This is a genomic window from Paenibacillus sp. MDV22-iso6, assembly GCF_058408365.1.
In genome coordinates this window covers 83,077-109,400 of sequence record NZ_JBZVDZ010000002.1, presented here as the reverse complement: position 1 = coordinate 109,400, position 26,324 = coordinate 83,077, and the positions used below count along the sequence as shown (strand labels likewise).

Annotated in this window: 20 protein-coding genes; 5 read left to right on the top strand and 15 right to left on the bottom strand. The window is 45.6% G+C overall.

Annotation, left to right across the window (positions count from 1 at the left end; translation table 11 throughout):
• Positions 1 to 5: 5 nt before the first annotated feature.
• The 9 genes from AC4PM4_RS06740 to AC4PM4_RS06700 all read right to left on the bottom strand — a co-directional run bounded on the left by AC4PM4_RS06740 (position 6) and on the right by AC4PM4_RS06700 (position 8,498).
• Positions 6 to 3,143 (bottom strand): DUF3427 domain-containing protein, encoded by a 3,138-nt coding sequence (locus AC4PM4_RS06740; protein WP_491613166.1) that lies wholly within the window; start codon positions 3,141 to 3,143, stop codon positions 6 to 8.
• A gap of 182 nt (positions 3,144 to 3,325) precedes the next feature.
• On the bottom strand, positions 3,326 to 3,988 hold the full coding sequence (locus AC4PM4_RS06735; RefSeq protein ID WP_491613165.1) for a hypothetical protein: 663 nt from the start codon (positions 3,986 to 3,988) through the stop codon (positions 3,326 to 3,328).
• Between the two features lie 104 nt (positions 3,989 to 4,092).
• Positions 4,093 to 4,566: a hypothetical protein gene (locus AC4PM4_RS06730; RefSeq protein WP_072735085.1), complete on the bottom strand. Its 474-nt coding sequence runs from the start codon at positions 4,564 to 4,566 to the stop codon at positions 4,093 to 4,095.
• A 61-nt stretch (positions 4,567 to 4,627) separates the two neighbouring features.
• Positions 4,628 to 5,095: a SitI3 family protein gene (locus AC4PM4_RS06725; RefSeq protein ID WP_072735084.1), complete on the bottom strand. Its 468-nt coding sequence runs from the start codon at positions 5,093 to 5,095 to the stop codon at positions 4,628 to 4,630.
• Between the two features lie 87 nt (positions 5,096 to 5,182).
• Positions 5,183 to 5,671 (bottom strand): hypothetical protein, encoded by a 489-nt coding sequence (locus AC4PM4_RS06720; protein WP_072735083.1) that lies wholly within the window; start codon positions 5,669 to 5,671, stop codon positions 5,183 to 5,185.
• A gap of 313 nt (positions 5,672 to 5,984) precedes the next feature.
• A complete protein-coding gene (locus AC4PM4_RS06715) occupies positions 5,985 to 6,416 on the bottom strand; it encodes a hypothetical protein (protein ID WP_491613164.1) in 432 nt (143 codons plus the stop codon).
• A gap of 24 nt (positions 6,417 to 6,440) precedes the next feature.
• Positions 6,441 to 6,881 (bottom strand): hypothetical protein, encoded by a 441-nt coding sequence (locus tag AC4PM4_RS06710; protein WP_072735215.1) that lies wholly within the window; start codon positions 6,879 to 6,881, stop codon positions 6,441 to 6,443.
• Between the two features lie 49 nt (positions 6,882 to 6,930).
• On the bottom strand, positions 6,931 to 8,067 hold the full coding sequence (locus AC4PM4_RS06705; protein ID WP_491613163.1) for an EndoU domain-containing protein: 1,137 nt from the start codon (positions 8,065 to 8,067) through the stop codon (positions 6,931 to 6,933).
• A 188-nt stretch (positions 8,068 to 8,255) separates the two neighbouring features.
• Entirely contained in the window at positions 8,256 to 8,498 is a 243-nt protein-coding gene (locus AC4PM4_RS06700; RefSeq protein ID WP_491613162.1) for a hypothetical protein, read from the bottom strand.
• On the opposite strand from AC4PM4_RS06700, the gene AC4PM4_RS06695 reads away from it, so the two are divergent.
• Entirely contained in the window at positions 8,497 to 8,883 is a 387-nt protein-coding gene (locus tag AC4PM4_RS06695) for a VOC family protein (RefSeq protein WP_491613161.1), read from the top strand. The two genes, AC4PM4_RS06700 and AC4PM4_RS06695, sit on opposite strands and share 2 nt — an antisense overlap.
• A 130-nt stretch (positions 8,884 to 9,013) precedes the next feature.
• Here the strand turns inward: AC4PM4_RS06695 and AC4PM4_RS06690 are convergent, their stop codons facing one another.
• Positions 9,014 to 9,484, bottom strand: a complete 471-nt coding sequence (locus tag AC4PM4_RS06690; protein WP_491613160.1) for a DUF4362 domain-containing protein — start codon at positions 9,482 to 9,484, stop codon at positions 9,014 to 9,016.
• A 199-nt stretch (positions 9,485 to 9,683) separates the two neighbouring features.
• Here AC4PM4_RS06690 and AC4PM4_RS06685 point away from each other — a divergent pair, with 199 nt between their 5' ends.
• Complete coding sequence (locus tag AC4PM4_RS06685) at positions 9,684 to 11,255, top strand: stalk domain-containing protein (RefSeq protein ID WP_491613159.1); 1,572 nt, start codon at positions 9,684 to 9,686, stop codon at positions 11,253 to 11,255.
• Positions 11,256 to 11,377: 122 nt separating this feature from the next.
• Here AC4PM4_RS06685 and AC4PM4_RS06680 read toward each other — a convergent pair whose 3' ends face one another.
• Positions 11,378 to 14,857 carry a glycoside hydrolase family 2 TIM barrel-domain containing protein gene (locus AC4PM4_RS06680; RefSeq protein WP_491613158.1) on the bottom strand — a complete coding sequence of 1,160 codons (3,480 nt, stop codon included), beginning with the start codon at positions 14,855 to 14,857 and terminating at the stop codon, positions 11,378 to 11,380.
• Positions 14,858 to 15,264: 407 nt separating this feature from the next.
• Here AC4PM4_RS06680 and AC4PM4_RS06675 point away from each other — a divergent pair, with 407 nt between their 5' ends.
• Positions 15,265 to 15,846, top strand: a complete 582-nt coding sequence (locus AC4PM4_RS06675) for a hypothetical protein (protein WP_269054785.1) — start codon at positions 15,265 to 15,267, stop codon at positions 15,844 to 15,846.
• 254 nt (positions 15,847 to 16,100) lie between these two features.
• A complete protein-coding gene (locus AC4PM4_RS06670) occupies positions 16,101 to 17,870 on the top strand; it encodes an alpha-glycosidase (RefSeq protein WP_491613156.1) in 1,770 nt (589 codons plus the stop codon).
• A 194-nt stretch (positions 17,871 to 18,064) separates the two neighbouring features.
• Here the strand turns inward: AC4PM4_RS06670 and AC4PM4_RS06665 are convergent, their stop codons facing one another.
• Genes AC4PM4_RS06665 through AC4PM4_RS06655 form a run of 3 tightly spaced genes read right to left on the bottom strand, consistent with a single transcriptional unit; the run spans position 18,065 to position 22,265 of the window.
• The gene (locus AC4PM4_RS06665; protein WP_072735074.1) at positions 18,065 to 19,477 is read right to left on the bottom strand and encodes an ANL family adenylate-forming protein; all 1,413 of its coding nucleotides are present in this window, start codon (positions 19,475 to 19,477) and stop codon (positions 18,065 to 18,067) included.
• On the bottom strand, positions 19,474 to 20,889 hold the full coding sequence (locus tag AC4PM4_RS06660; protein WP_491613154.1) for a hypothetical protein: 1,416 nt from the start codon (positions 20,887 to 20,889) through the stop codon (positions 19,474 to 19,476). Before AC4PM4_RS06660 ends, AC4PM4_RS06665 begins: the two co-directional genes overlap by 4 nt.
• 2 nt (positions 20,890 to 20,891) lie before the next feature.
• Positions 20,892 to 22,265, bottom strand: a complete 1,374-nt coding sequence (locus tag AC4PM4_RS06655; protein WP_491613153.1) for an alpha/beta hydrolase — start codon at positions 22,263 to 22,265, stop codon at positions 20,892 to 20,894.
• Between the two features lie 481 nt (positions 22,266 to 22,746).
• Here AC4PM4_RS06655 and AC4PM4_RS06650 point away from each other — a divergent pair, with 481 nt between their 5' ends.
• Entirely contained in the window at positions 22,747 to 24,906 is a 2,160-nt protein-coding gene (locus tag AC4PM4_RS06650) for an alpha-amylase family glycosyl hydrolase (RefSeq protein WP_491613151.1), read from the top strand.
• A gap of 99 nt (positions 24,907 to 25,005) precedes the next feature.
• Here AC4PM4_RS06650 and AC4PM4_RS06645 read toward each other — a convergent pair whose 3' ends face one another.
• Entirely contained in the window at positions 25,006 to 26,292 is a 1,287-nt protein-coding gene (locus tag AC4PM4_RS06645) for an MFS transporter (RefSeq protein WP_491613150.1), read from the bottom strand.
• Positions 26,293 to 26,324: the final 32 nt, after the last annotated feature.

The following is a 26,324-nucleotide window of genomic DNA, read 5'->3' as shown; positions in this document are numbered from 1 at the left end:
TATTTTTAAACAATACACTTATTCGCCACCGCCACCATCTTCGCAGGCATCTCTTTCCGCAGTCGCCACACGAAGCTCATCGGCTTATTCCCCTCGTGACTCACATAATCCGCTTCGCCCAAGAAGACAAATGGAGACGTATAGCCATGCTCCTCCTTATACTCCCTTACGAACAACGCGATCCGATTGCCCGTCTCTCGATGATGAATATACCGCTGCGCGGTAGCTGTATGCTCTGACACCCGGCTCTGTGTCTGCCAGTGGAACAAACGCTCGTTAATCGCATAATCCTCATACAGCGTAGATGGTGAGAAATCTTTGTCCGATTTGTTCAATGTAATGAAGAAGATATCGGTCTGTTCGTCTGCAAAATATTTTACACCTTCACGGAAGGCGGGTGATTGCTGGGCGTTCCAGTAGCCGAAGGCGGCAAGCACTTGGTCGATGGAGTACATACAGTGGATATCCAGTGGACAAGTGTACGGGAAGGAATTACTTTTATCCACAAATCGCAGATGAGCCAGATTATATTTGAAAATATCCACAAGCTCTTCTCGAAAAGCCCCACAAGACAGCACACGCTGTACTCCCTCTTCGATGCTGCTCAACCCTAGTTTCTCAGGCGCAGCCCGATGGAAGGTGTAATAGAACATGATCAACATGCGCCGTTCATCGGAGGTGGTTGCTTCTTTGCCTTTTTCAATAAAGTCGATCAGGAACGTCAGCCAGCTTCGGGAGTTAATCGTCAGCACAGATGGCAGTCTGCGGATGTACTCCTCGTGTTCACCCTCGATAGGTGCTGTTAATCCTGCTTCGGCCAACAGGCCGCGAAAATACCTTCTCCCCGTACGTCCACCATACAATTCAACCAGTGTCATCCCGTGATGCTCTACAAAATGAGCCAAGGTCAGCGGCAGTCCGGTGTCTTGCTGGAACGTTTGCAGCTTCTGGATCAACGCTCTGAGATTACGACTCATCTGCTTGAGGTTGCGCATAATGTATTCCTTCGCTTGCTTTTCCAATTGAATGAACGTGCCGCGTGGCAGGTTCGAAAAGCCGTTCTCGACGTAGTACGAGATGGAATGTTTGGTTGCGCCGATCAGGGCGCGGAATTTATCCTGGAACCTGTACTCCTGATGCGCTTGCCCGATGAAGTCCAGCACGGTCAGGCACTCTTTGCCCTCCGCCATCCGTAGTCCACGTCCCAACTGTTGCAGGAATACGGTAAGACTCTCGGTAGGACGCAGGAACAGAATGGTGTTAACCTCAGGGATGTCCACTCCCTCATTGTACAGATCAACGACAAAGATCATGCGCAGTTCCCCGTTCACCAGCTGTCCTTTCGCAGAATGACGCTCCTGTTCGTTCGACCCGCCATGTAGGGCCATGGATGGAATGCCGGCTTCGTTAAATATTTTGGCCATATACAGCGCATGATCCACCCCTACGCAGAAACCAAGCCCCTTCACATCGTCCAGATCGGTTACGTATTTGTTCAGACTTTGGATGATCTGGTTAGCACGGATTTTGTTATGGGTATAGACCTTCTCTAGTTCATTCAGGTCGTAGCCTTTACGCGACCACTTCACCTGGGATAGATCGACAGTATCGGTGACGCCAAAATATTGAAAAGGACTCAGCAGCTTCCGGTCAATTGCATCGGTTAGACGGATCTCGGTGGCAATCGTATGATCGAAGTAGGCGGTAATATCTTTGCCATCCATCCGTTCAGGCGTGGCAGTGAGTCCGAGCAGAATCTGCGGTTCGTAGTGAGACAACAGCTTCTGGTACGAAGGCGCAGCGGCATGGTGGAATTCATCCACAATGATGTAATCGTAATAATCTGAGCGCGTGATCTCCGTCAGCTTCATAGAGTTAAGACTATGAATACTAACAAACAGGTGCTCCAGCGCCTCTGCTCGGTGATTCCCGACATGCAGCTCACCGAAGTTCATATCCTTCAGGATATACCGGAACGTGTCCCGGCTTTGCTTCAAGATTTCTTCCCGATGGGCGACAAAAAGCAACTTGGCTCCCGCATGGCTTGCCAGGAATCGCTTGTAGTCGAAGGCTGAAATGACCGTTTTGCCAACACCTGTGGCGGCGACGATCAGGTTGCGGTTTCGTCCGTACAGCGTACGCTCAGCGTCCAGCTGTTCCAGCACTTCCTTTTGATAATCGTAAGGCTGAATGTCGAGGTGGAAACGGTTAGAACGATCTTTTTTACGATTCAGAGCGGCCTTCAACTGTGCCTCATGGCCTTCATCTTCAGCTACATAACGCGTAAATTCGCGGTCATTCCAGTAACTCTCGAAGGTAGCTTCAATCTTGCGCAGCACATCGAGTGAATCCTTCTCCGTCACCTTGAGGTTCCACTCCATACCACTGGTCAGCGCCGGGTTGGATAGGTTGGAAGAGCCAACATAGGCTGTGGTGAATCCATTATCGCGGTGGAAAATGTACGTTTTGGCGTGCAGCCGAGTCACTTTGGTATCATACGAAATCTGGATTTCCGTGTTAGGCAGTTTGCTAAGTTCAGTAATGGCCTTGAGGTCGGTTGCTTCCATATAAGTCGTCGTGATAATCCGCAGTTTCCCACCGCCAGCCGTAAATTGCTGAAGCTGTTCAAGAAGCAGACGAAGCCCGCTGAATTTGATAAATGACACCAACCAGTCGATCCGATCGGCGGTCACGATCTCCTTTTGCAGCTCCAGTAACATACTCGGTTCGGACTTCGCACCTGTGAATAAAGAGCTTTGGGAGATCGGTGTATCTGGGCGAATGATTTTCGTATCCCGGACCGCACGAATGCTGTTCAGCTTGGAATACACATGGGTCAGTACTTCCCCCTGCTCATCCAGTTGCAATTCGTTGTACTCTTCTTCCCCCAGGGTGCCTTTGAGAGTAGCAATAATCTCATTACACGTTCGGATCTGCGCTAACACTGCCGTCTTATCTTCCGTCTGTTCCCGTACAATCTTGAGCGCTCGTCGGGTCACTGCCGCCAAATACGTGGACAGCAGCTTGCGTGCTTCCTCTGCATCCAGCTTCTCGGTTCCAATGTTATACACATCCGGGTCCAGCGCCGAAATCTCCTGTCTGGTGATGGTGTTAATAAGCTGTTCATATATACCTTGTTTCATGAATGTACCTCGTGTGGGTGTAGGATAGTTGTGGATATGTAAGTGGTACCATTAGATGCTTGTTATTAGTAAATATGGTCTCTACTCTATTATCGTCCAGCATGGGAGAAAATTCATTAGTTGTTTGTATATAAAAAAGAGCACTCTCTATTGCCTATGAACGGCAGGAGCACTCTTGTTCATCATTTATACCTTGGATTCAAAGCATCTCTCCAAACGTCATCATCCACGAAATCAAGCTTTTTTTCACGGAAATAAGCTTGGGTCTCTTGCTCCAGATCATTCAAGATTTGGGGCCAATCCTTCTCGTTAGTTTCCTTGGATTCAAAATCCCCAACAATGTTTAGCCATCGCTGATTTAACTGCTGATACTCCTCGATCCTGGTTTTAAGTTCAAGTGTTACAGGATAACTGGTTATGTCCAGTCTCTCGAACGTCATTCGCATGCGGTAAAGTGTAGGTGGCATTACATCATCTTGACCTAGATCGTTTGTAAATATAGCTGCGGGTTTTACCAGCCAGTTAGCTTCTTCACTGAAACTTAGATTCATCAAGTTATACTTATCTATAATCTGCGTCATATTTGTAAAGTTGTAATAGAGCTGGCTGGCTTGTTCTCCATCCTCAACCATCTCGTTTGTTATTTTCTCATTCTTAAGTATGCGGTCAAACAAAATATCATTATTTATAATTGCACTTTTCATATCAACCATATCTTGTCGTACATTCATCGTTAGATACTGTTCATACATTCTTCTTTCTTTATAAAAGCTATAGGTTAGAACAAGTAAAAATACAAAACCAATGCAGCATCCAATCATTACAAATCGTTTCTTTAAAATCATAGCAATTTGTTCTCCTAGGTATTTAATAGTAAGAAGCACCTCTACGTTTGTCTGGTAGAAGTGCTTTTGAGTAGTATCATTATTTCATTTACCTGCTGCTTTTTTTAACTTGATAACTCCTTTTCAATATAAGGACGGTCAATTAAAAGAAGAAGGCTTGGAGTTAGGTATCTAGTTTGATATTCATCCAACTGATTATTAACCGCCAACAGACCATTCTCCATTCTAAGTAGTTGAGTAGAACCATCTTCTAGGAATAAAAGATTTCCACTAGTATTTCCTATAAGGTTTCCTATGATTTTAAATAAATGCTCAAGTCCTTCATAAAATGTATTATCAAATAACTGAACCCTAATGCACACATTAACATCTAAGTTGTAATGATTTCTAACAAAAGCTATGTCAGAAATATCTTCAATTTCAAGAGTCAAAGAGAAAAAATTAGATCCAATTACTATTTCTTCATCGTTACTATTAAATGAAACTGATCCGTTAACAAATTCAATGGTATATCTTTCTAACAGCTTCCCTAAAGAATTAAGATCTAAATTAGATCGTAGAAATAATTCGTAATCCATGTACTGATCCTCCTCTATTCGATGAGTAGAATCCTGTTGAATTGATCTCACTAAAAATCTTCTACATATCTTTATATTCTCTGGTTTCAATAAACCTTCTGTACTCTACTCGATCCCAAAAACTGTCTTCGTTATTAATTCTTAGAATCCCATCAATTCTATAAACACATTCATTATCATTAAGAAGAAACAAAAGGTTACTTTCCGTCGAATCGATTATTTCAAAGACAAGTACAAGAATGCGGATAATTTCCTCTATACTATCCCAGTCATTATCTATTCGGAAATTTAAACTCTGATTATATTTAAAATCATTGGCAAGAAACTCTGAATCGTAACCAAATGGACTAGCTGAAGTATCAATTAAAGCAATTGAAAATCCAACTTTATTTACTGTTTCCTCAATTTTTAATCCTTTGTCTAATTGTATTACTTCATCACAAATAATATTGATCTTAGTTAATTTCTCAATCAGAGTTTCTTTTGTCAACACAACTTCTTCACATTTCAAGGAGCAGTCAGTTGCCATTTAATCTCCTCCTACTCTTACATACAAACCTCTACTATAATTTGGTAGGAGTACTGTTTGTATGAATACAATTACATTAAATATGATCTACAGATTATTAATATCAATCGGATCTTTCTCCACAAATTTTTCATACCAATTGTTTAGTGGGAAATGTGAGACTTGTATAATTTCTAGAGAGAGTGGTTTGATGGTAAAAGAGCCGCCCCTTTCAAAAAGTTTAATTAACGGTTCATAAATGTCTAGATATTGACTAATGCCCGTGTTATTCTCTGCGTACTTCGCCAACTGTAAATAGTATTCAAATATTCTTTTCACATATGAGTTTTGATTCAAATAAGCAACAGCCTCTGAACTACAATAAGCTGAAATATCTAATTCCTCTTCTTGATCTCCTAACAGTTTCGCCACATTTGTAAATGCAGGTGGCATAGGCTTCAGCTGCTCCGCTTTAAAAAACTGAGCCATTCTTCTGAGAAATTCATAGCCGAGGTTAGTATCCTCCTCAGAGATAACAGTACCTACTGAGCCCCAATTTATACTATTTAGTTTGGATACTGCATTTTCCAATAACATTCTGTTTCACCTCAACATTTAGTAATCAATCTCATAATCGTAGTACTTGCTAGTATCCTTACTAAGCCCAAAACCTGAAAAGGGTGGCGCCCTCTCTATTGCATCTGAACGGCAGGGCTACCAAATTTCTCCATATGTATATTTCTGTAGGAACTGTAATTGGACTTAATATCCACAGACATTAACTGTAAGCTCCATACAAAGTATCATCCAGAAAACACCATCCATTATTAAATTCCATAAAAATGCACCTCTACTTTTTGTCTGGTAGAAGTGCCTGTAAGCATTATCAATTAATGGACATGTTGGTTTTTTACATGTTGTTGCGATCAATATAGCACCAATTATTATTGTAGGATGCCTTTATCTTTTTCATATTTTTCAAATTGTAAAACCAATCTTTCTCAATCCATACTCTTGCATCGGGGAATTCGCTCAGAAAAGCAAAAAGGAATTTAAATAATAAATCCTCATTATCATCAAAATCATCAGATACTACTGCTTTAAAATATTCATTTTGCGTATCATCCCAGTCATAAGTAACGGTTTGAAATTCATAAGGTTCATCATATACACTAAAGCTAAGCGTCCTTGAGTAATTCTCCTTGAATGGCGTGTCACTTATATATAGTCGAGTATATTTTAATGCACCTTCGCTATTGTAAGTTTCTTCATCCTTATCAAAGAAAAGTTTCTCTTTTCTACATATGTTCCGAGCAGCACTCGATAAAAGATAAGTCGGCATGATCAGGGATGAGCTTTATATCAGCTATTGTATAGATTCATTTTCTATACTCTCAACTTCTAACATCTTTTGTTCAACCCATTTCATAACCATTTCTGCCTCCTTTAAAGCAATCACTCCCTTTTTACTTTTAAATTTGTAAGTTTCGTAAGCCCATAGTAATATTATTTTTACGAATTCAACTGTCTCTAACTTACAAATCGGTTCAATTTCATCTTCTTCCTCATCATAAAATGGATCTTCAATTATTGTGTAATCTTTATGTGATATGACGCTGGATGCATTTCCTCCATGTCTATATTCGGGGATTCCTCCCCTTAATAAATCAAAATAATTCTCAATATCTTTTCTCAAATCTTCAAATCTCCAAGGTATATCAGATCCTAAAGGATCACTTATCATAGTGGCGAACTCAAGTGATTTTTCCTCGTCAAAATCCATTACAACCATATTAAATTCATCCATGTATTTCAATTTATAATTATATTTTATCTTCACTAATGTACCCTCCAATTCAGTATATTGGGTATGCTGAGATTATCTTATCATTTCTCAAAATAAGCTCTATTTCCATACCTGTGCTTGTTTTCCCTATATATTTATTGTTTTTTATATTTACTTTACTATTAAAAGCTTCATTTACTGAATCAATTACCTGTTGTGGTGTCCATTCCTTTGGAAAAAATGTGGATTTGGGTCCTTTTGGTACTCCATTAATTTCAACATTGGCTTGATAGACACCAAACTCATTAGGTGTATCAACTTTCCCAACAATTTTGCCGTTACTATTTGGCATCCCTTCATAATGAAAACCATTGGCATTCCCATTTTTGAGTATTTCACCACCAAAAATATGGCTTAATCCGTTTTCTTTAGTTCCTGTTTTAAAGTTTTCTGTATTTTGTAGACTCCCGAGCCACCTCTCTTTATCTACAACAGGTTTACCATCTTGTCCAGGCCCTTCTTTACCCTTATCCGATTCTTTCTTACCTCCCCCTAATCCCCCGCCCATATCCTCTTTCGAACGAAGTGCCCTGCCAACAAAGGCGTAGGCCAATACCTGACCCATCACAGAACCACTATAATATCCTGCCCCACTCTCATCCATCTGTTTCTTCTGCTCATCTACAAACTGCTCAATGTCAGACCTGGCTGTTCCTGTGCCCCAAGCGGCATCCCATGCGAATCCGATTCCTCGTCCAACATCGACCACTCTGCCCAAAGTCAGCCCATAGGCCACACTAGCGACCGTGCCGAATGGATCGTAGAAAAGCGCCTCTGCTGTCTGTCCAATTCCAGTTACGGTCTCTCCAACTGACTTGTCGAGCAACCCAACACCGAAATTTCGTTTCAGTTCTTCAGGTATATATAGAGCAACCTCACCCGAACCATCGGCTGTTCTGAAATTCTTCGCTATAAAAATAAATTCATTCTGAATTTTATTCAAAAGTCCTAGTGTGGCTGGGAAAACTTCTTTCACCTGCGTAAAATCCCAGAAGAACCGCTCTCCTGTGACACCAGACCATTCGGACTGTAACAGGTAAATTGATTTTTCCAGTTCCCGTACCATTCGCTCCAGTTCCAGCTTCTTTTGCTGAACTAATCGGGCTTTTTCCTCTAATACATCGGGATGTACCTGAATACGCTGCATCTATCTTCACCGCCAACCTGACCGTAGTAGTTATACCTAAATTTTAACAAGTTAGAAAGTAGATTGGAATCAAACGGAGGATTCATTTTCACATATATCATCCGGCGCCGTGGTAAACACTCTTCGTCAGAACTATTGCGCATTCGTGCATATTACTCCAAATTTCAATCAATTGGTTAATATATAGGTTATATACCCATTGTGCTAGATTCTATTTTTCCGAAAGGAGCTATAAATTGAACAAAAAGAGTATCATCACCGCCGTAATCATCGGTCTTATCTTGCTCGCTCTTCCCTTTATATTCTACTTTTCCACTAATATGTCCGAAGGCTCGGCGTTGATTTAACCGATTACCACACCAAGCTCTAAGGTATAATACTAATATCGTCTCACAGGAGCTAATATTCCATTTCAAAGGAGGCTTATCCATGAAAATAGAACGACTTGATCATCTCGTGTTAACCGTGGAAAATCTGGAAGCAACGATTGCATTTTATACGAATGTTTTAGGTATGCAGGTAGTCGAATTCGGCCAAGGCCGAAAAGCATTACAGTTTGGACAGCAAAAAATCAATCTGCATGAACGTGGCAAAGAGTTTGAACCCAAAGCTCATATCCCCACACCGGGTTCAGCAGATCTTTGTTTTCTGGTCAGCACACCGCTGGAGGAAGTCATTGCGCATTTAACACGACAGAACACGAAGATGGAAGAAGGACCAGTCAAGAGAACAGGTGCACTGGGGCCAATCTGTTCGGTGTATATACGTGATCCTGACGGTAATCTGATCGAACTATCCAATGCTTTGTATGCATAAACCATCAGCTCTCACTCTCCATATGGCAGCAAAAAGATCCTGAAAAGCCTCGGCTTCGCAGGATCTTTTTTTGATTTATAGCATGAATAATTACATAGCTCAACTATTTACGGTTAGATACCGCTCTTCATCACTTGGGAATAGAAAAGGTACTGCCTTCCTTCTCACAACCGGTTAACACGTTAAAAACACGTCCTTGCTCACTCTTCATCGTACCGATCCCTTTGCAGGTATTGGTCGAGATCCCCTGTTTGGAGCCATAGGCATCCCTAGAGTTATCATAAGTCGATTGAATGGCTGAACCATCGTAAATCAATTCATAGATGATGGGCCCACCTTCAATGGTATACATCGTCACACGAACCTGATCCTGCTGTTTGTTCTTCACATTCTTCACAAATGTGTTCCACTTATCCTTGTTCCGCATGCCTTCGAGAAGCACAACGACATCCCCGCTTTGCTCCGCTTGCTCAGGGTTATGTGGCTCAATAATTTCCGGAAATGAATTCAAAACCACTGGAGAATCCACTGTCGGATCGTTTGCCTCACAGGCTGTTAACATCATTAACGCTAACGAAAGCGTGAGCAGTACTCTTTTCATCCAATCACCTCATGAATTAAGACGCTAAATTCTCCGTACATGTTACCTATGTGCTGTTAGAAATAACGTAAACACACTCAGCACGGATCTTCAATATAAAGGGATTTTTATCATTTGTATGTAACTTCATCCCTCCATAAAGTGTCTATATAACAATGCATCATTCACGTCCATCTCATCTGAAAAAGAGGCGATACACATGCGTTCGGTTAACCCATTCGATGACATAGCAAAAGAAAAACGACGTCCCACTTCACGCTTGAATCATAGACCTAATAGTAAAAGTAAATCGTCCCGACGATTCGCCATTGCAATGGCTACAGCACTAGTTGCGTCCAGCTTGTTGTTGGAACTGACAGCTGAGCCAATTACTCATGCAGCCCCTAACGTACAGCATTCCGCCAGTAACACTTCTGTTCAATCGAATGCAGCAAATACAGAGAAGAAACTCCACTATACCGCTGTAGAGGGAGCTTATTATTACACAGTCGCCTTGAGAAGTGATGGTTCGGTCTGGACCTGGGGCCGCAATCTGTTTGGAGAGCTGGGTGTGAGCGAGAACATTCGATATCGTCATACATTTAGTCCCATCCGCGTACCGGAACTATCTAATGTAATAGCTATTTCAGCCGCCGGTGGTGGAATCAACGCAGCCGTTCAGGCAGATGGAACGGTCTGGGAGTGGGGTGCTGGCAAACTACCAAGCAAAGTCGAAAGCATCAACTCTGCGAAGGATGTAGTGACTGGTTCTTTCAATGTCGCCCTTCTCCAGAACGGGACAGTCTGGTCATGGCAGCGCCCTAATGCTCAAGGAATCAATTCAGATGATCTCATACGTAAACCACATGCGATTAGCGGACTAAAAGATGTTATCCAGGTTGGATCCGCAGGTCTGCATGGATATGCTTTGAAGAAAGATGGCTCCGTATGGACGTGGAACGAGCCCGAAGAACCCGATAAAGTCCTGTCCAAACCTACCAAGATAAAAGGTCTGACCAACATATCTTCGATCACAAGAACAAATACGTCCCTGCTTGCACTGGATAAGAACGGGAAAGTCTGGGGTTTGGACGAGACAGGGAAAGCATTCGCCTTTCATTACGACTTCAAGGTGAAGAAGATGGATGGAAATACGCAATATATGTTATTACTCACAACATCCGGTGAGGTGTACAGCTACGGAAGGAGCGTGAACGGTAAAGAAGGAAAAGTAAACCATTTATCCGGTATTACCGATATTTCAGCAGGATATTACCACAGTCTTGCCCTATCCTCGGATGGAACCGTCTGGGGCTGGGGAAGTGATAAATACGAGGAAGCGGGTGCACCTGCAACGTCATCTGGAGGAATGGTCTACAAACCCGTTCAAGCCAAGATTGGCACAGATGTATATCTGAACGGTGAGCAATTCCAGTCAATGTATGCCGCTGTTGAAACGCCTAAGACTGTGCAACTGCCAATTAAAGCCATCGCCACAGCACTTGGAGCAAAATTTGAGATTCATCAGGTGGAAGGTAGCCTGAACCACTATACGTTAAATTATGACAATCGGACAATCACAATCCGACCTAACGAGACACAGTATGTTATAACCTCCGCCGATTCCTCTGGGGAGCGAGTCGTGCAGATACCTGAACCCATAAATAACTACTCGGGAGCAACTACAGTGCCTTTTGAGGTATTGCGGGGTTTGGGATTGAACGTGTCCTGGGATTCAGAGAAAGCAATGCTGACCATTGACGATGCTGATAAGAAAGATTCAGGAAGCTAAACGAATCGTTTAACATACAAAAAAATCCCCTTCAGGTAAACGTCTTGTTCTTAACAAATACCGTTTACTTGAAGAGGATTGATATAAATCATCTCTATCCCTGAACTACTATATCTTTCGTCCTACTTCTCGAACCGGAACCAGCCAAAGTCAAACTGACTACCCGGCAGGAAAATAAAGGTCACCTTCTGCACACCTTTAACCTGCTCAAGCTCAAACACTCGCTCCTCATATCCATCGGACTGTGTGAATTCGACCAGCTGATTGCTCTGTCCATCCTCACCTGCAAAGCGGATATGAATCGTGTTTTTATCGATTGTTGAACGTCCATAGATCACAAGCTTGGACGTGCCTTCTGCCGTGAAGTCCATATTTTCAAACTCCAACGACACATTGTTTCCGATCCCCTCAACATGATCACCCTCGATCTTGAACGTATCCCCGTAGAGATGATCGCATGATGCAGCCGTATTCTGTTCAAATGCCCGGCTTTGGCGCTCGAACGAGAAGCCTTTGATATGAATCTTCTGCTTCAGTACAAAACAGATCGACGTAATCCCGCTCAGCCGCTTGGACAGATGATACGTCTCTTCCTGATACACATTCCATCTGGATTCTTTGTCATACACCACATCTGCCAGCAGTGTACTTCCCTCTTCATCCGGCATACCTTCCCAGATCTGAATGAAGTACTCTTCACTGGACAACGCAAAGATTGGAATCGTAATGGTATCGGAGCCGTACGGCCCGAAGTCGATATTGCGGAAGCCCACATGTGTCTCCCCGTCCCGGCTTGTCGCTACCCCACGTTCATTGCCGTTACCGACATCCCCTTTGGTGTAATCGTACAGCCTGCCAGTAATAAAGCCGTATGGATCTTTGTAAGCCGTACCCAGACCTGTTGCTTTGAACTCCAGTTGGGAGATCAGTTTCGTTTTATCGGTACCGTTACTGCTCGTCGCACGAAGACGGAATTCCCCATCGCCCAGAGCGGATACGATGACTTCCAGACCGTTGGCTTCGACCTTGGCAATGTTGGATTCGATACCTGCGTCGTTCACAACTGCCCACTCAATATCCCGGTAGGATGTGTTCTCCGGATACAGCTTGGCGCTCACCGTCATCTGCTTTTTCGATGGATCGAATAGCTGTCCACCTTCGCTGATAATCTCGATTTTCCGCAAAGGAATCTCCTGCGCGCGTCCCGTCAGAACCGGACGTTCCGTATTACTCACGAGTACGGTTTGCTTCTGACCTGCAGCGGCCCCGAAATCACCTAAGGTACGATCTCCTGCGCCTGCAACAGCTCGTGATTCGAACTCGGCAGCTGCACTTCCCAATCCTTCCGAGGTCACCTCGATCCGTACCGTTCCTGATTCGTTCGTTGCCCCGATGATTGCCATCAGCTTGCCGCTGAACAATCTTCTACTAAGACCTTTGTATGGATCATAGTCCGTGCTATCTCCATTATCGAGACCCAACAGACGACCTGCACCTGTCACTTGGACCTGCACACGGTTGTTTGCATTTTGCACGGGATTGCCCGCTTCATCTTCCACTTGAATTTCCACGAAAATAAGATCTGTACCGTCCGCTTGCAGCTGCTCCCGATCGGCTTGCAGACGAATCTTCTTCGCATCTGTAAAGGATCTTTGCACATCCGTTGCAATTACGTTTCCGTGTTCATCATAAGCGATCGCTTTGAGCTCGCCTTCTTCATATAGCACTTTCCACCAGCCTGCCAGCTGGGTTCCCTTTGCATGGTCGATATCATACGTGCCGATTGTCTTGCCATTCAGCTGCAATTCAATCTTCGGCGCATTACTGCACACGCGTACATCGATCAGCTGACCAGGACTGAAATCCCAGTAAGGGAACAGGTGAACCATCGGACTTTTCTTGTAATCCGTCCAGGCTGCTTGGTAGATATAGTAGGAATCTTTCGGGAACGTTGCTGTATCCAGCTGTCCAAAATACGAATTCTTTGTATGATACGGTGTTGGTTCTCCAATATAATCAAATCCGGTCCACAGGAACTGCCCCAAGGAATACGGCGTATCTCGTTCTGCCAAAATGCAGTATTCTGCCGACTTCGCGCCCCAACTTGTCGTACTGTTCCCAAGTGCCGAACACTGCTCATCATCATCTGCCAGTATGGATTGCTCGAACGGGAAGTGATAGATCCCACGGCTCTGCACCACAGACGACGTTTCACTACCATAGATAATCCAGTCCGGATGTTCTTCGTGATGTTTGTCGTAGTATTTTTCCGCGTAGTTATAACCTGCGAGCTTCACGATGTCGGCGCATTTTTGTGCGTTTTCCCACGGCATGTAGTTCGAACCAATCGTCACGCCTGCATTCCCTTTTGGATCAAATTCCAATACATAATCCATCAGCATGCGGGTTACTTCCTGCCCCCGCTCATCCGCATGAGTGTCGTAAATCTCGTTACCGATACTCCACATAATCAGACTTGCATGGTTACGGTCACGCTTCACCCAGCTCTTCACATCGGTATGTGCCCATTCCGGGAAAAATCTCGCATAGTCGTAAGGGGTCTTGGCTCTCTCCCACATATCGAACGCTTCCGAAACGATCAGCATACCCATCTCATCCGCAAGTTCCATGAACTCTTTGGCAGGCATGTTATGAGCAGTCCGGATGGCGTTAACGCCCATTTCCTTCAACAGCACAAATCTTCTGCGCAGCGCAGTTAGGTTAAAAGCAGCCCCGAGCGCCCCGAGATCATGGTGTTCACACACGCCGTTCAGCTTCATTTTGACCCCATTCAGGTGGAATCCTTCGTTTGCATCCAGCTTGATATTCCTGAAACCAATCCGCTGTGTGGCGGTCTCGATCGTCTCATAGCCCTGCTCACCTGTAGCTACTTGCAGTTCCGTTACCAGATCATACAGATTCGGTTCATCCGGGCTCCATAAATTCGGAAGATCGACCGTCAGCTGTTGGGTGTTGGATTGTATCTCTTCATGTCCGGTGTCTTTACCCGCTGCAGCTGTAACGTCCGCTTTGCTGGATACGATCTGATTACCCTGATACCAAATCGTGTGCACCAGTTGTGCGTTCTGATTGAGACTTAGCTCCGTATCCACCTCAACCTGCCAGCCTTCTGGCTGCTGCTGAATCGAAACATAGGTACCGTCTGTGACGATATGATTCCGATCTCTCGTTTTGAGCCACACATTGCGATAAATTCCAGCCCCCGAATACCATCTGCTGTTGGGACTCTGATGCACAACTTTGACTACGATTTCATTGTCACCTTCCACCAAAGCACTCGTGATCTCATGCTCAAAAGCCGAATAGCCGTATTTCCACTCTCCAACAAGCTGACCGTTTACATATACGGAAGAATCCATATACACCCCGTCAAAGCAAAGCAGAAGCTGCTGCTCATCCTTCGTATATGGGAATGTCTTGCGATACCATCCAATGCTGTCCTCATACAGTTCAAGCGTATTATAGATCAGCCAATCATGAGGAAGCTCAACCGGTTCAAACGTTAACCCCGCAGGCTCCGTAACATCCAGCTTACTTTTCGCAAATTGCCATCCATCCGTAAAAAGCTTTTTCTGATTCATCTCAGCTCTCACTTTCTGTGTGTATTATGATTGCGGTTACAAACAACAATAGACCACTTACCGAAAACCTTTTCGAAAATACTTGGTGAGATAATAACACTTCACTTGATTATATCATCTGACCGCTCTCTGTACGTCCATTTTGGGCAGATTCAAGAAAAAAAACGGCCCCTATTTAGATTTATCCAAAAAGGGACCTTATTCGAGGTCTATTTTTATTCATCTAACTACATTAATTATTCATTAGAAAATATGACAATGCTGTTGGGACTCCTACCCTCCCTTTTGTTAATTCACAATGTATTATAGATTCCATCTCTGTCAATCGATTCCTGTAATTTCTTGTCGTGCTATGTTAGATTATCCATTGGAATAATATCACATATATAGATAGGGGAAATTAGAACGTGAAGAAATCATGGGTACTATCCATCATTATGAGTTTTGTTTTGCTCGGCGGAGTATTCGCACCTGCAGGGTCCTATGCCGCTGCTGCGGATGACTCAACTACTACATATTCGGAAGACGAATACTATGAAGAAGTTGACACGTCAGAACAAGAACCGATCCCTACAGCCGAAGAAGAAGATTTCTTGAACTACCTGGATCAACTGGATAGCGCATCCGTATATGAGGAGAAAGCATTCAACGCTTTGGGCGGTGGATTTTACATTACATCTTCCAATCGTAAGTCCGTTTTCTTGAAATTGACCAACACAGCGATTCCTAACTACACCAAATATGTATCCAAGCTGAAGCTGATTAAACCGCAAAATGCGGAACTGCAAAAAATCCATGCTAACTTGATCAAAGGTAGTTATACACAGCTGGAAGGATTCCAACTCGCTAAAAAGGCTGTCTCCAAAACAACGGTAAACAGCGCTGTCCTGAAACAAGCCAATGCCAAAATTGATACCGGTAAGAAAAGTATCGAGAAATATCATAAAGAAATCTCTGCTTATGCCAATAAGCTTGGGTATGATTTTTAAATAATAGTCCACCAAAATGTGTGTTGATTGTGAATCATTCTACCTCACACATGAAGCAGGACACACCATTTGTTCCACAATAAACAAATTGAGATTTCAGGAAAAAAAAGTGTTTTCTTTTTCCAATTTAGTTCGTATAATAGCACTATAATCAAAAGGCTATGCTGCCGAAAGGTACAACCTCGTGAACATTGGGGTTGTGCCTTTTTTGCGTTTATAGCCATATGATCCATCCCAGATAAGGAGTGAATGCTATGTTACTTGAAGCTATTTATCATCGTCCCAAAATGAATTGGTCCTACGTATATGACCGTTCCACCATGCACCTGAGGCTCCGTTCCAAGCGGGGCGACCTGGATGCTGTTATCGCCATCATCGGGGATAAATATGCATGGGATCGTACGGTTCTCCACCTTCCGATGCGAATCTTTGCCCGTGATGCCCTGTTCGATTATTGGGAAGTGGAAGCGCAACCACCTTACCGCAGATTACGCTACGGCTTCCAACTGATCGAGGGAGAGAAATCGGTCTGGATGACGGAACGGGGATTCGAACAGGCTCTGCCTGATCATCCGTTGGAATTTTTCGATTTTCCATTTATGAATCCGGTGGATTTCTTCGAGGCACCTGCTTGGGTTAAGGATGCGGTGTTCTATCAGATCTTCCCTGAACGTTTTGCCAATGGTGATCCGTCTATCAGTCCAAAGAATGCTGAACCTTGGGGCGGTGAACCGACACCTGTCAATTTTTTCGGAGGTGACCTTCAAGGAGTTCTGGACCACCTCGATCATCTGAGTACACTTGGCATTAACGCCATTTATTTCTGCCCAGTGTTCCAAGCTACAACCAACCATAAGTACAATACCGCAGACTACCTGAGGGTCGATCCGCACTTTGGCACCAATGAGAAATTGAAGGAACTTGTGGATGCATGTCATGAACGCGGCATACGGGTAGTTCTGGACGCAGTGTTTAACCATTCAGGCAGAGAGTTCCTTCCATTCGCGGATGTGCTTGAAAAAGGGGCTGCTTCCCGTTATGCGGATTGGTTCCATGTCAGAGAATGGCCGGCACGTATTGAGGATGGTATTCCCACATATGATACCTTTGCCTTTGAACCTCTTATGCCTAAACTGAACACAGAGCATCCCGAGGTTAAGGAATATTTGCTGGAGGTGGCCCGTTACTGGATTCAGGATATGGGTATCGACGGTTGGAGGCTGGATGTTGCCAATGAGGTAGACCATCAGTTCTGGCGTGAATTCCGGCAAACGGTCAAATCACTTAACCCGGATGCCTATCTACTAGGCGAAATCTGGCATGATTCCATCATGTGGCTGCAGGGGGATCAATTTGATGCAGTCATGAACTACCCTTTCACGAATTCAGTCATGGATTACGCTGTGCTTGGCAAGCTGGACGGCCTCGGATTTGCCAACGAGGTTGGCAAACTGCTTGCTGCTTATTCACAGCCTGTAACCGAAGCAGCTTTCAACCTGCTCGGCAGTCATGATACGCCAAGACTCCTCACCCTATGTGAAGGGGATGTACGCAAGATGAAGCTAGCTGTCATTCTGCTGCTTACGTACCCAGGTGCTCCTTGTATTTACTATGGTGACGAGGTAGGGCTGGATGGTGGCTATGATCCAGGTTGTCGCAAATGTATGGAGTGGGACGAACAGAAGCAGAACAAGGATCTGCTCGATTTCTTCACCCAAGCCATTGCCCTGCGTAAACAACACGCTGCATTGCGCAGTGCGGACATCACCATGATTTACGCGGAAGCAGGAGACCCGTGCATTGCCATTGGACGCAAGGATCAGGAGACCGGGGAACAATTTGTACTCGTCCTGAATGCAAGTGAAGAACCACGCAGTATGGAGTTGCCACTACACCAAGGAACTTGGCGTAATGTATTCTCAGCCACAACTCGGGAAACTCAGCAGAACAAGCTGAAGCTGGACTTGGAAGCGTACGGTTTCTCCCTGTTGCAGTTGGATGTCAAATCACACGTTAAGGCATAACAATTACATTAATGAACAGCCCTTCTCGATGCTATCCCAGATCATTCGCAAGAATACTGTGTATGTTTATCTCTCAAAGTGAAAAAAGGGGAACCATCGGTGCGTCATGCATCCGAAGGTTCCCCTCTCCTATTACAACTCATGATGTCCCCTGCTGCATTGGCATTCATGAGTCACTTTATTCATTCGTTCAATCAGTATTGTGTCCCTTCCATATCCTCCTCCAGGCTAGCCGCAACCTCATCCCGAACGGAGGAGATAGGACCGGGAATTCTTATTTTCTTCATTCTTGAACTTGTTAATGTCTCCTGAGTAATCACAATCTTTTGCGGGATTTTGTACTGGGGTAGCTTGTCTCGGCAAAAATCCCAGATTTGTCTGCGTAGTTCCGTAAGAGTCTGTTCACCTGTAAGTCTGACCGTGGCCTTTACCATCTGTCCCATGATCCCACTTGACTCGCCACTCACGACTGCTGTTTCAATGAATTCCATTTGTTCCAGAATACTCTCCACTTCCGCAGGATAAACCTTACGTCCGCCTACATTAATGATCTCGGAGCGGCGACCCAAAATGCGAATGTAGCCATCCTCCATCTCCGCTTCATCCCCGGTCTGGAGCCAACCATCTTCCGTGAACGGAGACGGAGCGTTCAGATACCCAATCATGGCCGTTTTTGTTTGGATCTCAAGCAACCCGTCCACAATCCGATAACGGACTTCTCCGTCACGAACCGTAAATAGCAATGAACCGGAATTTTTGGAGCGTGTCGGCAGAATGCCAAGCTCCGACATACCATAAGCCTGCACCGTACGTACATTCGGAAACTGTCTATTCCATGCGGTAAGCAGCGCCTCTGGCATAACCTCTGAACCATAGGAGACCACTTCGAGACTGGATAGATCGAACTCCTGATAGACTCCACTAAGGAGCAGCAAATTCATGAACGTTGGTGAGACTGGCAAGGCCTGAACACGGTACTTTTCAATGGTTTTGCATACTTCCAGGGGGGAGCGATCCGGTATGACGCATAAACAGCCGCCGCTGGACAGGGATTGCAGCATCGTGTTTAAGCCGCCAATGTGGTCAAACATCATAAACGGAATGGTAAAGAGCGGCCGGACTTGCCGCCTGAACCCGTGCAACAGACGATCCGCGCTGTGAACAGCAGCTTTGCTTTGCCCTGTCGATCCGGATGAGAAGATTACCAGACCTGCGTTCTTTTCCTGACTCAGCCTATCCAAAATCGGGGACCGAGAGCCTTGCACGGAGCAACGTCTGGCTATAGCTTCCCCTTCCCCAACACTCATGCGCCATTCTGCCTGAGCGAGCGCTGTATACTCATTCCTTTTAGCCTCGACCAAGTGTCGATCCATCGGAACCACAATACAATTCCGCTCCAGTAGAGCGATCAATGCCGCTGCCGCATAAGGAGAATAATCCTCTTCAAGCGCAACGGTTGTCCCTTCAATCCCTTCTCTGGAAATCCACTGGCTAAAGGTGTGAACCTGATCCAATAACCAGTTATAACTATACTGCTCGTCCTTCCATATCAACGCAGGACGATGGTCATACGCGGCGAACCGTTCCAGAAGAAAAGTGATATTCATCCCTCATCATCCTTTGGGCAAGGTTTCAATTGCGCCTCCAGATATTCAACCAGTGATTCCACCGTTCGATAAGGACTTTCTGGCATGGAAGCTGCCGCCATTTCCGCGAGGGTTATCCCTACACCGAACGCATCTTCAACACTTTGCTCGACAACCGCAAGTAAAGTTACAAGTTCTAGGGAGTCCAGTCTTCCCCGACTTCCATATAGGGGCGCCTGCAAGCCATGTTCTAGAGGAATGGGCGCGTTATGGTACCGATTAAGCTCATCGCAGCTGTCCAGCACAATCCGCTCAATGACTTCCCGATGTGAAGGCGCGGGATTTTCCACAGTCGATGAGATCTGTCTGAAGCGATCAGCATGCTGATGTGTCGTCATTAGCGCTTCGTACCAGCGTAATTCGTCCGCCGCCAATTGTTCGATAATATCTGTTAACTGCTCCCGCCATTCAGGGCTTCGTTTCATTCTGGCGATCTGCAGCAGCTTATGCGCCTGTTCCCATCGGGCAATCATTGCACCGAATTCTGCAACATATTGATCATGAGGAGAATCGAGCCATTGGGCGGCCTCTTCCAGCAAATCGCGGAAAAAGTAGCGGCTCCAGCGCATGTCGAACAGGAACGCGGAGATAGCTTTCTCCTGTTCCCGATCCACCTCGGCATCCGGGTGCAATCTTTGTAACAATTGTGATGTGACAGCCTGTCCAAAATAATAGCTTCGATTGCCCTCCCAGATCGTTCTGCCCGCGATGAATTCATGGGCCTGTGTCGCCAGCGCAGAGCGCAGCATGTTCCGATAGCCTGCGGAGTCGAGTGTTTCCACTGCACGGATCTCCATCGTGCCATATGTTCGTAATGTTTCTTTGCGCCGGGCTATTTCGAGCTCGGAGATATTTTTGTTTCCTTTCCAGAACTCTTGGAAATCAGGTGATGACACAGCTCCCATGTATTTGGAGGGAACGGGGTCATAGACATAGAACTGCTCCTCATCCATTCCGTACACAGCCAGCCAATGATCGACCAGATGCAGGCGTGAGTCTTGTTTAACGAGTTTATGAATATACTCGGGATTTCGATAATCATCCCCATAAGGCAAGCAATAACTTGTGCCTGTAACGACCAAAGGCCCCTCATTTTCAAGCCGTTCCCGAATATATGCCTTTCCTTGTTCGAAGCTGTCAAACTCCCGTTCTCCAAACACTTCCCACATCGGCTCCTCATAATCCAGCTTATGAAAGTAAGGCTTGATCAGGCCACGATCCGAACAGGAAGTCAGACTATACAAGCGGCTGGAAGCCAACAGGCCGAGACTGCTTATCGAGCCCTGACGCTGAAGGATTTCGTGAATCAAAGGAAAATTGCAGGGATAATAATACGGAATATCCATCGTTGGTTGAAATGGTTGACTAATCATGGCTACCTCCTGTTCCCGGCTTTGGCAGCCGTACTGCCCCAAGACTGGATTTTGTAATGTAGAGACAGGTTATCATGGGCACGAAACACCCGATTGGGCAGTGCCTTGCCATCTGCATCGGTTTCAAACTGCCGGAAGCCTCGCGTGAACCTGAACCGAAATCCGCTGTCACGTGGAACCTCGAAGCAGCCCTCATAATCGCCACCTCCGGTGTGCAGAAGCTTCATGCCCATGCCTCCGTAGATCGAGTCATCATACATGTCTTGAAAGGGTACCTCGGCACTCATGCAGACTGTCACGTGACCCGATAATTCTTCCACAACCGTGTACATCCGTGATGCCGTCAACTCTCCCACCGTCAGGGTAACAATTGCATGTCCCATCTTGACAGGAACCAGTTCCCCATTGGGTCGAACCTCAAGAACATCGGGTTGATCGGAATGATATTCCCCTTCAAGCACACTCATGGTGAACCCGCTGTCGTAATGAAGCAGCGCATTGATCTGCCCGCTCATGCCGCCTTTCAATCCAATAACGTCCCTTCCCATCAGCTCCAGAGAGACTGGATTGCCGATTCGGCCGAACATATACAGTAGCGGAATATGAACTCGCTCTCCCCAATCCGCCTCCTGATGACCTGCATCCGGCTGTTCCAGAAATGCGATGTCCTTGCCAGACTTATATCCCAGTTCAAGCATCTGATGGGCTACATTCCTTACCTGGTAAGGAAGAAATAATCCTTCTGCATCTCCTATATCCATCCACATTTGAATGGGAGCACTGCCCTCAGGCAAGAGGTACATATCCTCCTCCTGTAACCTGCTCTCCGACGTTTCATCCAGCTGCACATCCACGAAAAAGGGAGAGAGCATGATCAGTTTGCCAAAAATATCAGGATGACGTGTTCCTATATGGAAGGTGCTGAGTGCCGCTGCGGAAGAACCAAGCAATCCCGTATTGTCCTTGTCTGGAAGTGTGCGGTAATGCTCGTCAATGAATGGTTTCAGCTCATGAATGATAAAGTGTTCATAATCCAGGCCTGAGCAGCCCACACTCACCGCTTCTCTTGCAGGCGCAATAAAATGATAGAATTCATTGTGTGTAACTGGACGAACATGGGCAATTCCGACAATGATCAGTCCATCCATCAAGCCTTGATCAATCAGTTGGTCTGCCGCCTGATCTACGTGCCACGTTTCATTTCCCGCAGTCGAAGAGCCGAAGGCCCTCTGACCCGCATGCATGTATAACACTGGATAGCGTTCATCCACATGCTCCTTATATCCTGGTGGCAAATAGATAAAAATCTTTCTTGTGTTGTCCAGCCTGGACGCCTTGAAACCTTCCACACATTCGATAACAGAATGAGTGTTCACTGATCCATCAACCGCCTCTCCTATAGATTTCGCTTTTACACTATCGGGGTTTTCTGTTAGTTCTGATTCGTTCTTCCCTCGGCTACATCGACAAACAACCCCGTCTCTGAAGAGACGGGGTTGTTTTAAAACACCGAAATGTTCTAAAATGCATAGCCCTTATATTGGTGGGTCTGCGAATAGTTTAAATCTGTTGAGCCTGATTTGTAAATATAGAAATAGAAAAAAAATGCTCAAGAAAAAGTTATTGACAACCAAACCATTATTTAATTATCATAACGTTGTGATTATAACTAGAGGGCCATGCTTTTAAACCCAATCGGTTTAGGACAACCCCGGTAACTCCAGCAGGAGGTGCCGGGGTTGTTGGCATTCATAAAGGGGGGATAACGTTAAGAATAACTAGTCAACGTCCAAATTGAAAGCGCTTTTCTAATCAAGGAAGAGAGTTCACATCTAATAAACGAAGGGTGGATTACCAATGTTCAAATGGACCAAGCGAATCATCCTCAGTACCACGCTGAGCTTCAGCTTGCTGGCCGGAAGTGCACTGCCCATATTCCCGGCGGCCTCCGTATTCGCAGATGCTGATACGGCTGTTACCAACAAGCAGAACTTCAGCACCGATGTTATTTATCAAGTATTTACCGACCGTTTTCTGGACGGAAATCCCTCCAACAACCCTACTGGGGCGGCCTATGACGCCTCCTGTTCTAACCTGAAGCTCTATTGCGGGGGCGACTGGCAAGGACTGATCAACAAGATTAATGACAACTACTTTTCCGATCTGGGTATTACGGCACTCTGGATTTCCCAGCCTGTGGAGAACATTTACTCGCTGATTAACTATTCCGGTGTCAACAATACGGCTTATCACGGCTATTGGGCACGTGACTTCAAGAAGACCAATCCTGCTTTCGGTACGATGACCGATTTTCAGAACCTGATCAATACGGCACATGCCAAAGGCATTAAAGTCATCATTGATTTTGCTCCTAACCATACCTCTCCTGCCATGGAAACCGACACCTCGTTCGCAGAGAATGGAAAGTTATACAATAACGGCACTCTGCTTGGTGGCTACACCAATGATACGAACAAATTATTCCACCACAATGGCGGCTCCGACTTCTCCACACTGGAGAACGGTATCTACAAAAATCTCTATGATCTCGCTGACCTGAACCACAATAACAGCACCATTGACACCTACTTCAAGGATGCGATCAAGCTCTGGCTGGATATGGGTATTGACGGAATCCGGGTGGATGCGGTGAAGCATATGCCGATGGGATGGCAAAAGAACTGGATGTCCTCCATCTATGGCTACAAACCGGTATTCACGTTTGGTGAATGGTTCCTGGGTTCATCCGCATCCGATGCAGACAATACCAACTTCGCCAACCAATCCGGTATGAGTCTGCTCGACTTCCGTTTCAACAATGAAGTACGTAATGTGTTCCGTGATAACACATCCACGATGGTTGCCCTGGATTCCATGATCACCAGCACAGCCGCTGATTATGCCCAGGTGAATGACCAAGTGACCTTCATTGATAACCATGACATGGATCGCTTCAAAACAAGTGCTGTCAATAACCGTCGCTTGGAACAAGCTCTTGCATTTACACTTACCTCGCGGGGCGTACCAGCCATCTATTATGGCACTGAGCAGTATTTGACAGGTAACGGCGACCCTAACAACCGTGCCAAAATGCCTTCGTTCTCCAAAACAACAACTGCTTTTAACGTCATCAGCAAGCTGGCTCCATTGCGCAAAACCAATCCAGCCATCGCCTATGGAACAACTCAGCAGCGCTGGATTAACAACGATGTGTATGTGTATGAACGTAAATTCGGCAACAACGTGGCTGTCGTAGCGGTTAACCGTAATCTTTCGACGTCCACATCCATCAGTGGTCTGACCACTTCACTCCCTTCGGGTACATACAACGATGTTCTTGCAGGTGCATTAAGCGGTAATAACATTACCTCTACAGGAGGTAACGTCGCTAACTTCACTTTGGCAGCAGGAGCTACAGCGGTCTGGCAGTATACAGCCAATACCACTACACCAACTATCGGGCATGTGGGCCCTGTAATGGGTAAAGCGGGTAATACTGTTACCATTGATGGTCGTGGATTTGGTACTACCAAAGGCACTGTCTATTTCGGTACAACCGCTGTTACCGGTTCAGCCATCACATCCTGGGAAGATACTCAGATCAAAGTGACCATCCCTGCTGTTGCTGCCGGCAACTATGCAGTTAAAGTCGCAGCGAGCGGAGTCAACAGCAACACTTATAACAATTTCACGATTCTTAGTGGCAACCAGGTTTCCATCCGTTTTGTCATCAACAATGCATCTACTACACTCGGTCAGAATCTCTATCTGACAGGCAATGTTGCGGAGCTAGGGAACTGGTCTACAGGCCCTCTAGCCATTGGTCCGGTCTTCAATCAGGTCATCTATTCTTATCCAACCTGGTATTATGACGTGAGCGTGCCTGCCGGAACGAATCTGGAATTCAAGTTTTTCAAAAAGAACGGCTCTACGATTACGTGGGAAAATGGCAATAATCATACCTTCACCACACCAACCAGTGGAACCGCAACCGTTACAGTGGACTGGCAGCCTTAATTCCTTCACCGTCCTATCATTCAACCCGGAGTCAGACGCGACAAGCGCCTGCTTCCGGGTTCTTTGATTAGGCTCGTCCTTATCTATGGCATGCATTTACTATCGATAGTTCCGAATGGATTTTAGTCCTGCTGCCGCAATAATTCCTACCACCAACAGCAATGCTCCGAGGCTCTCCAGCACGGTTTGAGCACCCCACTGATCAGCCAAAACAGAAACCACCGTTAATCCCAGGATCGGGGCTGTACTTGTTATGGTTCCGAGCACCCCGTAGATTCTACCCTGCAGCTCATCGGGAACCTCGGCACGCATCATGATCTGAGTTAACATCGTACAGCACGCAAACATGGCTCCCCCAGCAATGATCAGCGGCAAGGCCACCAAAGGAGAAGATACATTGGCTAACAGCATATACAGTGGGCCGAGAACCAGCAGACCGATGAACACCCATCGCCCCCTTCGTTTCAGCCGATTGCCTGAGGCAATCAGAATTCCGGAACCCAGCATGTACCCCAGCGGAATACATGTCTCGATCAGTCCGAACTGGACAGGATTCGCCTGCCATACTTTGACGGCCATGACTTGAACAAGCATGATGGCTGACATGAAGAAGAGAATCAGCAGCGGATTAAGAATAACGATTGAACGAATCAGGGGATGTGCGAAGATGTAGGAAAATGAACCGCCCCACTCCTTTACGAACGATCCTCTATGCATCGAAGAGCGTTGTACATCCGGAAAACGCCCAGCCAACATCACACATATCGCAGACAGCAGAAAGGTCACACCCGTAATCATAATAGCCGTAAATCCTCCAAATGCAGAAACCGCAATGCCCGCTGCGGCCAGTCCGCTGATTCGGGCAATATTATCGACCAGATGGATGGTTCCTGTAGCTTGTTGCAGATGCTCCCTCCCCACCAGACTGGTTACCGAAGCATGAAATGCAGGCGCCTGAAAGAGGCTGGAAAACATCGAAATGGAAAACATGAGCAGTACGATTGGAAAAGGAGCATGCAGCACAAACAGACTCACCGCGATGATAAACGCCATAGCCCCACGAAACAAATCCGACGACAACATCAATGTTCTGCGATCCAGTCTGTCGGCAAACGTACCCGCGAATGATCCGAACAGAAAACTGACGACCATATTACATACTTGTACAGCTGCCATACTCTTCGCACTTCCCGTGGTCTGCAATACCCACAGACTGATGGCAATGCCGTTGAAACAATCACCAAATACCGAGATGCCATAGCCACACAAAATTCTGCGATAAGCAACATTGCGCCAAAGCGCCCTGTTGGCCATTTTCTGACTTTCCGCAGCCGCAAGAGCCCCGTTCGGTCCCAATTCCGGTTCTGGGGACTGTAGCGTTCCCATCGATCTTTTCCTCCTCTTGTCATTCGGATCTC

Bases quoted from the DNA above. Each gene is read 5' to 3' on its own strand.
- AC4PM4_RS06740 (WP_491613166.1), bottom strand. From the start codon at position 3,143: ATGAAACAAGGTATATATGAACAGCTTATTAACACCATCACCAGACAG.
- AC4PM4_RS06735 (WP_491613165.1), bottom strand. From the start codon at position 3,988: ATGATTTTAAAGAAACGATTTGTAATGATTGGATGCTGCATTGGTTTT.
- AC4PM4_RS06730 (WP_072735085.1), bottom strand. From the start codon at position 4,566: ATGGATTACGAATTATTTCTACGATCTAATTTAGATCTTAATTCTTTA.
- AC4PM4_RS06725 (WP_072735084.1), bottom strand. From the start codon at position 5,095: ATGGCAACTGACTGCTCCTTGAAATGTGAAGAAGTTGTGTTGACAAAA.
- AC4PM4_RS06720 (WP_072735083.1), bottom strand. From the start codon at position 5,671: ATGTTATTGGAAAATGCAGTATCCAAACTAAATAGTATAAATTGGGGC.
- AC4PM4_RS06715 (WP_491613164.1), bottom strand. From the start codon at position 6,416: ATGCCGACTTATCTTTTATCGAGTGCTGCTCGGAACATATGTAGAAAA.
- AC4PM4_RS06710 (WP_072735215.1), bottom strand. From the start codon at position 6,881: ATGGATGAATTTAATATGGTTGTAATGGATTTTGACGAGGAAAAATCA.
- AC4PM4_RS06705 (WP_491613163.1), bottom strand. From the start codon at position 8,067: ATGCAGCGTATTCAGGTACATCCCGATGTATTAGAGGAAAAAGCCCGA.
- AC4PM4_RS06695 (WP_491613161.1), top strand. From the start codon at position 8,497: ATGAAAATAGAACGACTTGATCATCTCGTGTTAACCGTGGAAAATCTG.
- AC4PM4_RS06700 (WP_491613162.1), bottom strand. From the start codon at position 8,498: ATGGATAAGCCTCCTTTGAAATGGAATATTAGCTCCTGTGAGACGATA.
- AC4PM4_RS06690 (WP_491613160.1), bottom strand. From the start codon at position 9,484: ATGAAAAGAGTACTGCTCACGCTTTCGTTAGCGTTAATGATGTTAACA.
- AC4PM4_RS06685 (WP_491613159.1), top strand. From the start codon at position 9,684: ATGCGTTCGGTTAACCCATTCGATGACATAGCAAAAGAAAAACGACGT.
- AC4PM4_RS06680 (WP_491613158.1), bottom strand. From the start codon at position 14,857: ATGAATCAGAAAAAGCTTTTTACGGATGGATGGCAATTTGCGAAAAGT.
- AC4PM4_RS06670 (WP_491613156.1), top strand. From the start codon at position 16,101: ATGTTACTTGAAGCTATTTATCATCGTCCCAAAATGAATTGGTCCTAC.
- AC4PM4_RS06665 (WP_072735074.1), bottom strand. From the start codon at position 19,477: ATGAATATCACTTTTCTTCTGGAACGGTTCGCCGCGTATGACCATCGT.
- AC4PM4_RS06660 (WP_491613154.1), bottom strand. From the start codon at position 20,889: ATGATTAGTCAACCATTTCAACCAACGATGGATATTCCGTATTATTAT.
- AC4PM4_RS06650 (WP_491613151.1), top strand. From the start codon at position 22,747: ATGTTCAAATGGACCAAGCGAATCATCCTCAGTACCACGCTGAGCTTC.
- AC4PM4_RS06645 (WP_491613150.1), bottom strand. From the start codon at position 26,292: ATGGGAACGCTACAGTCCCCAGAACCGGAATTGGGACCGAACGGGGCT.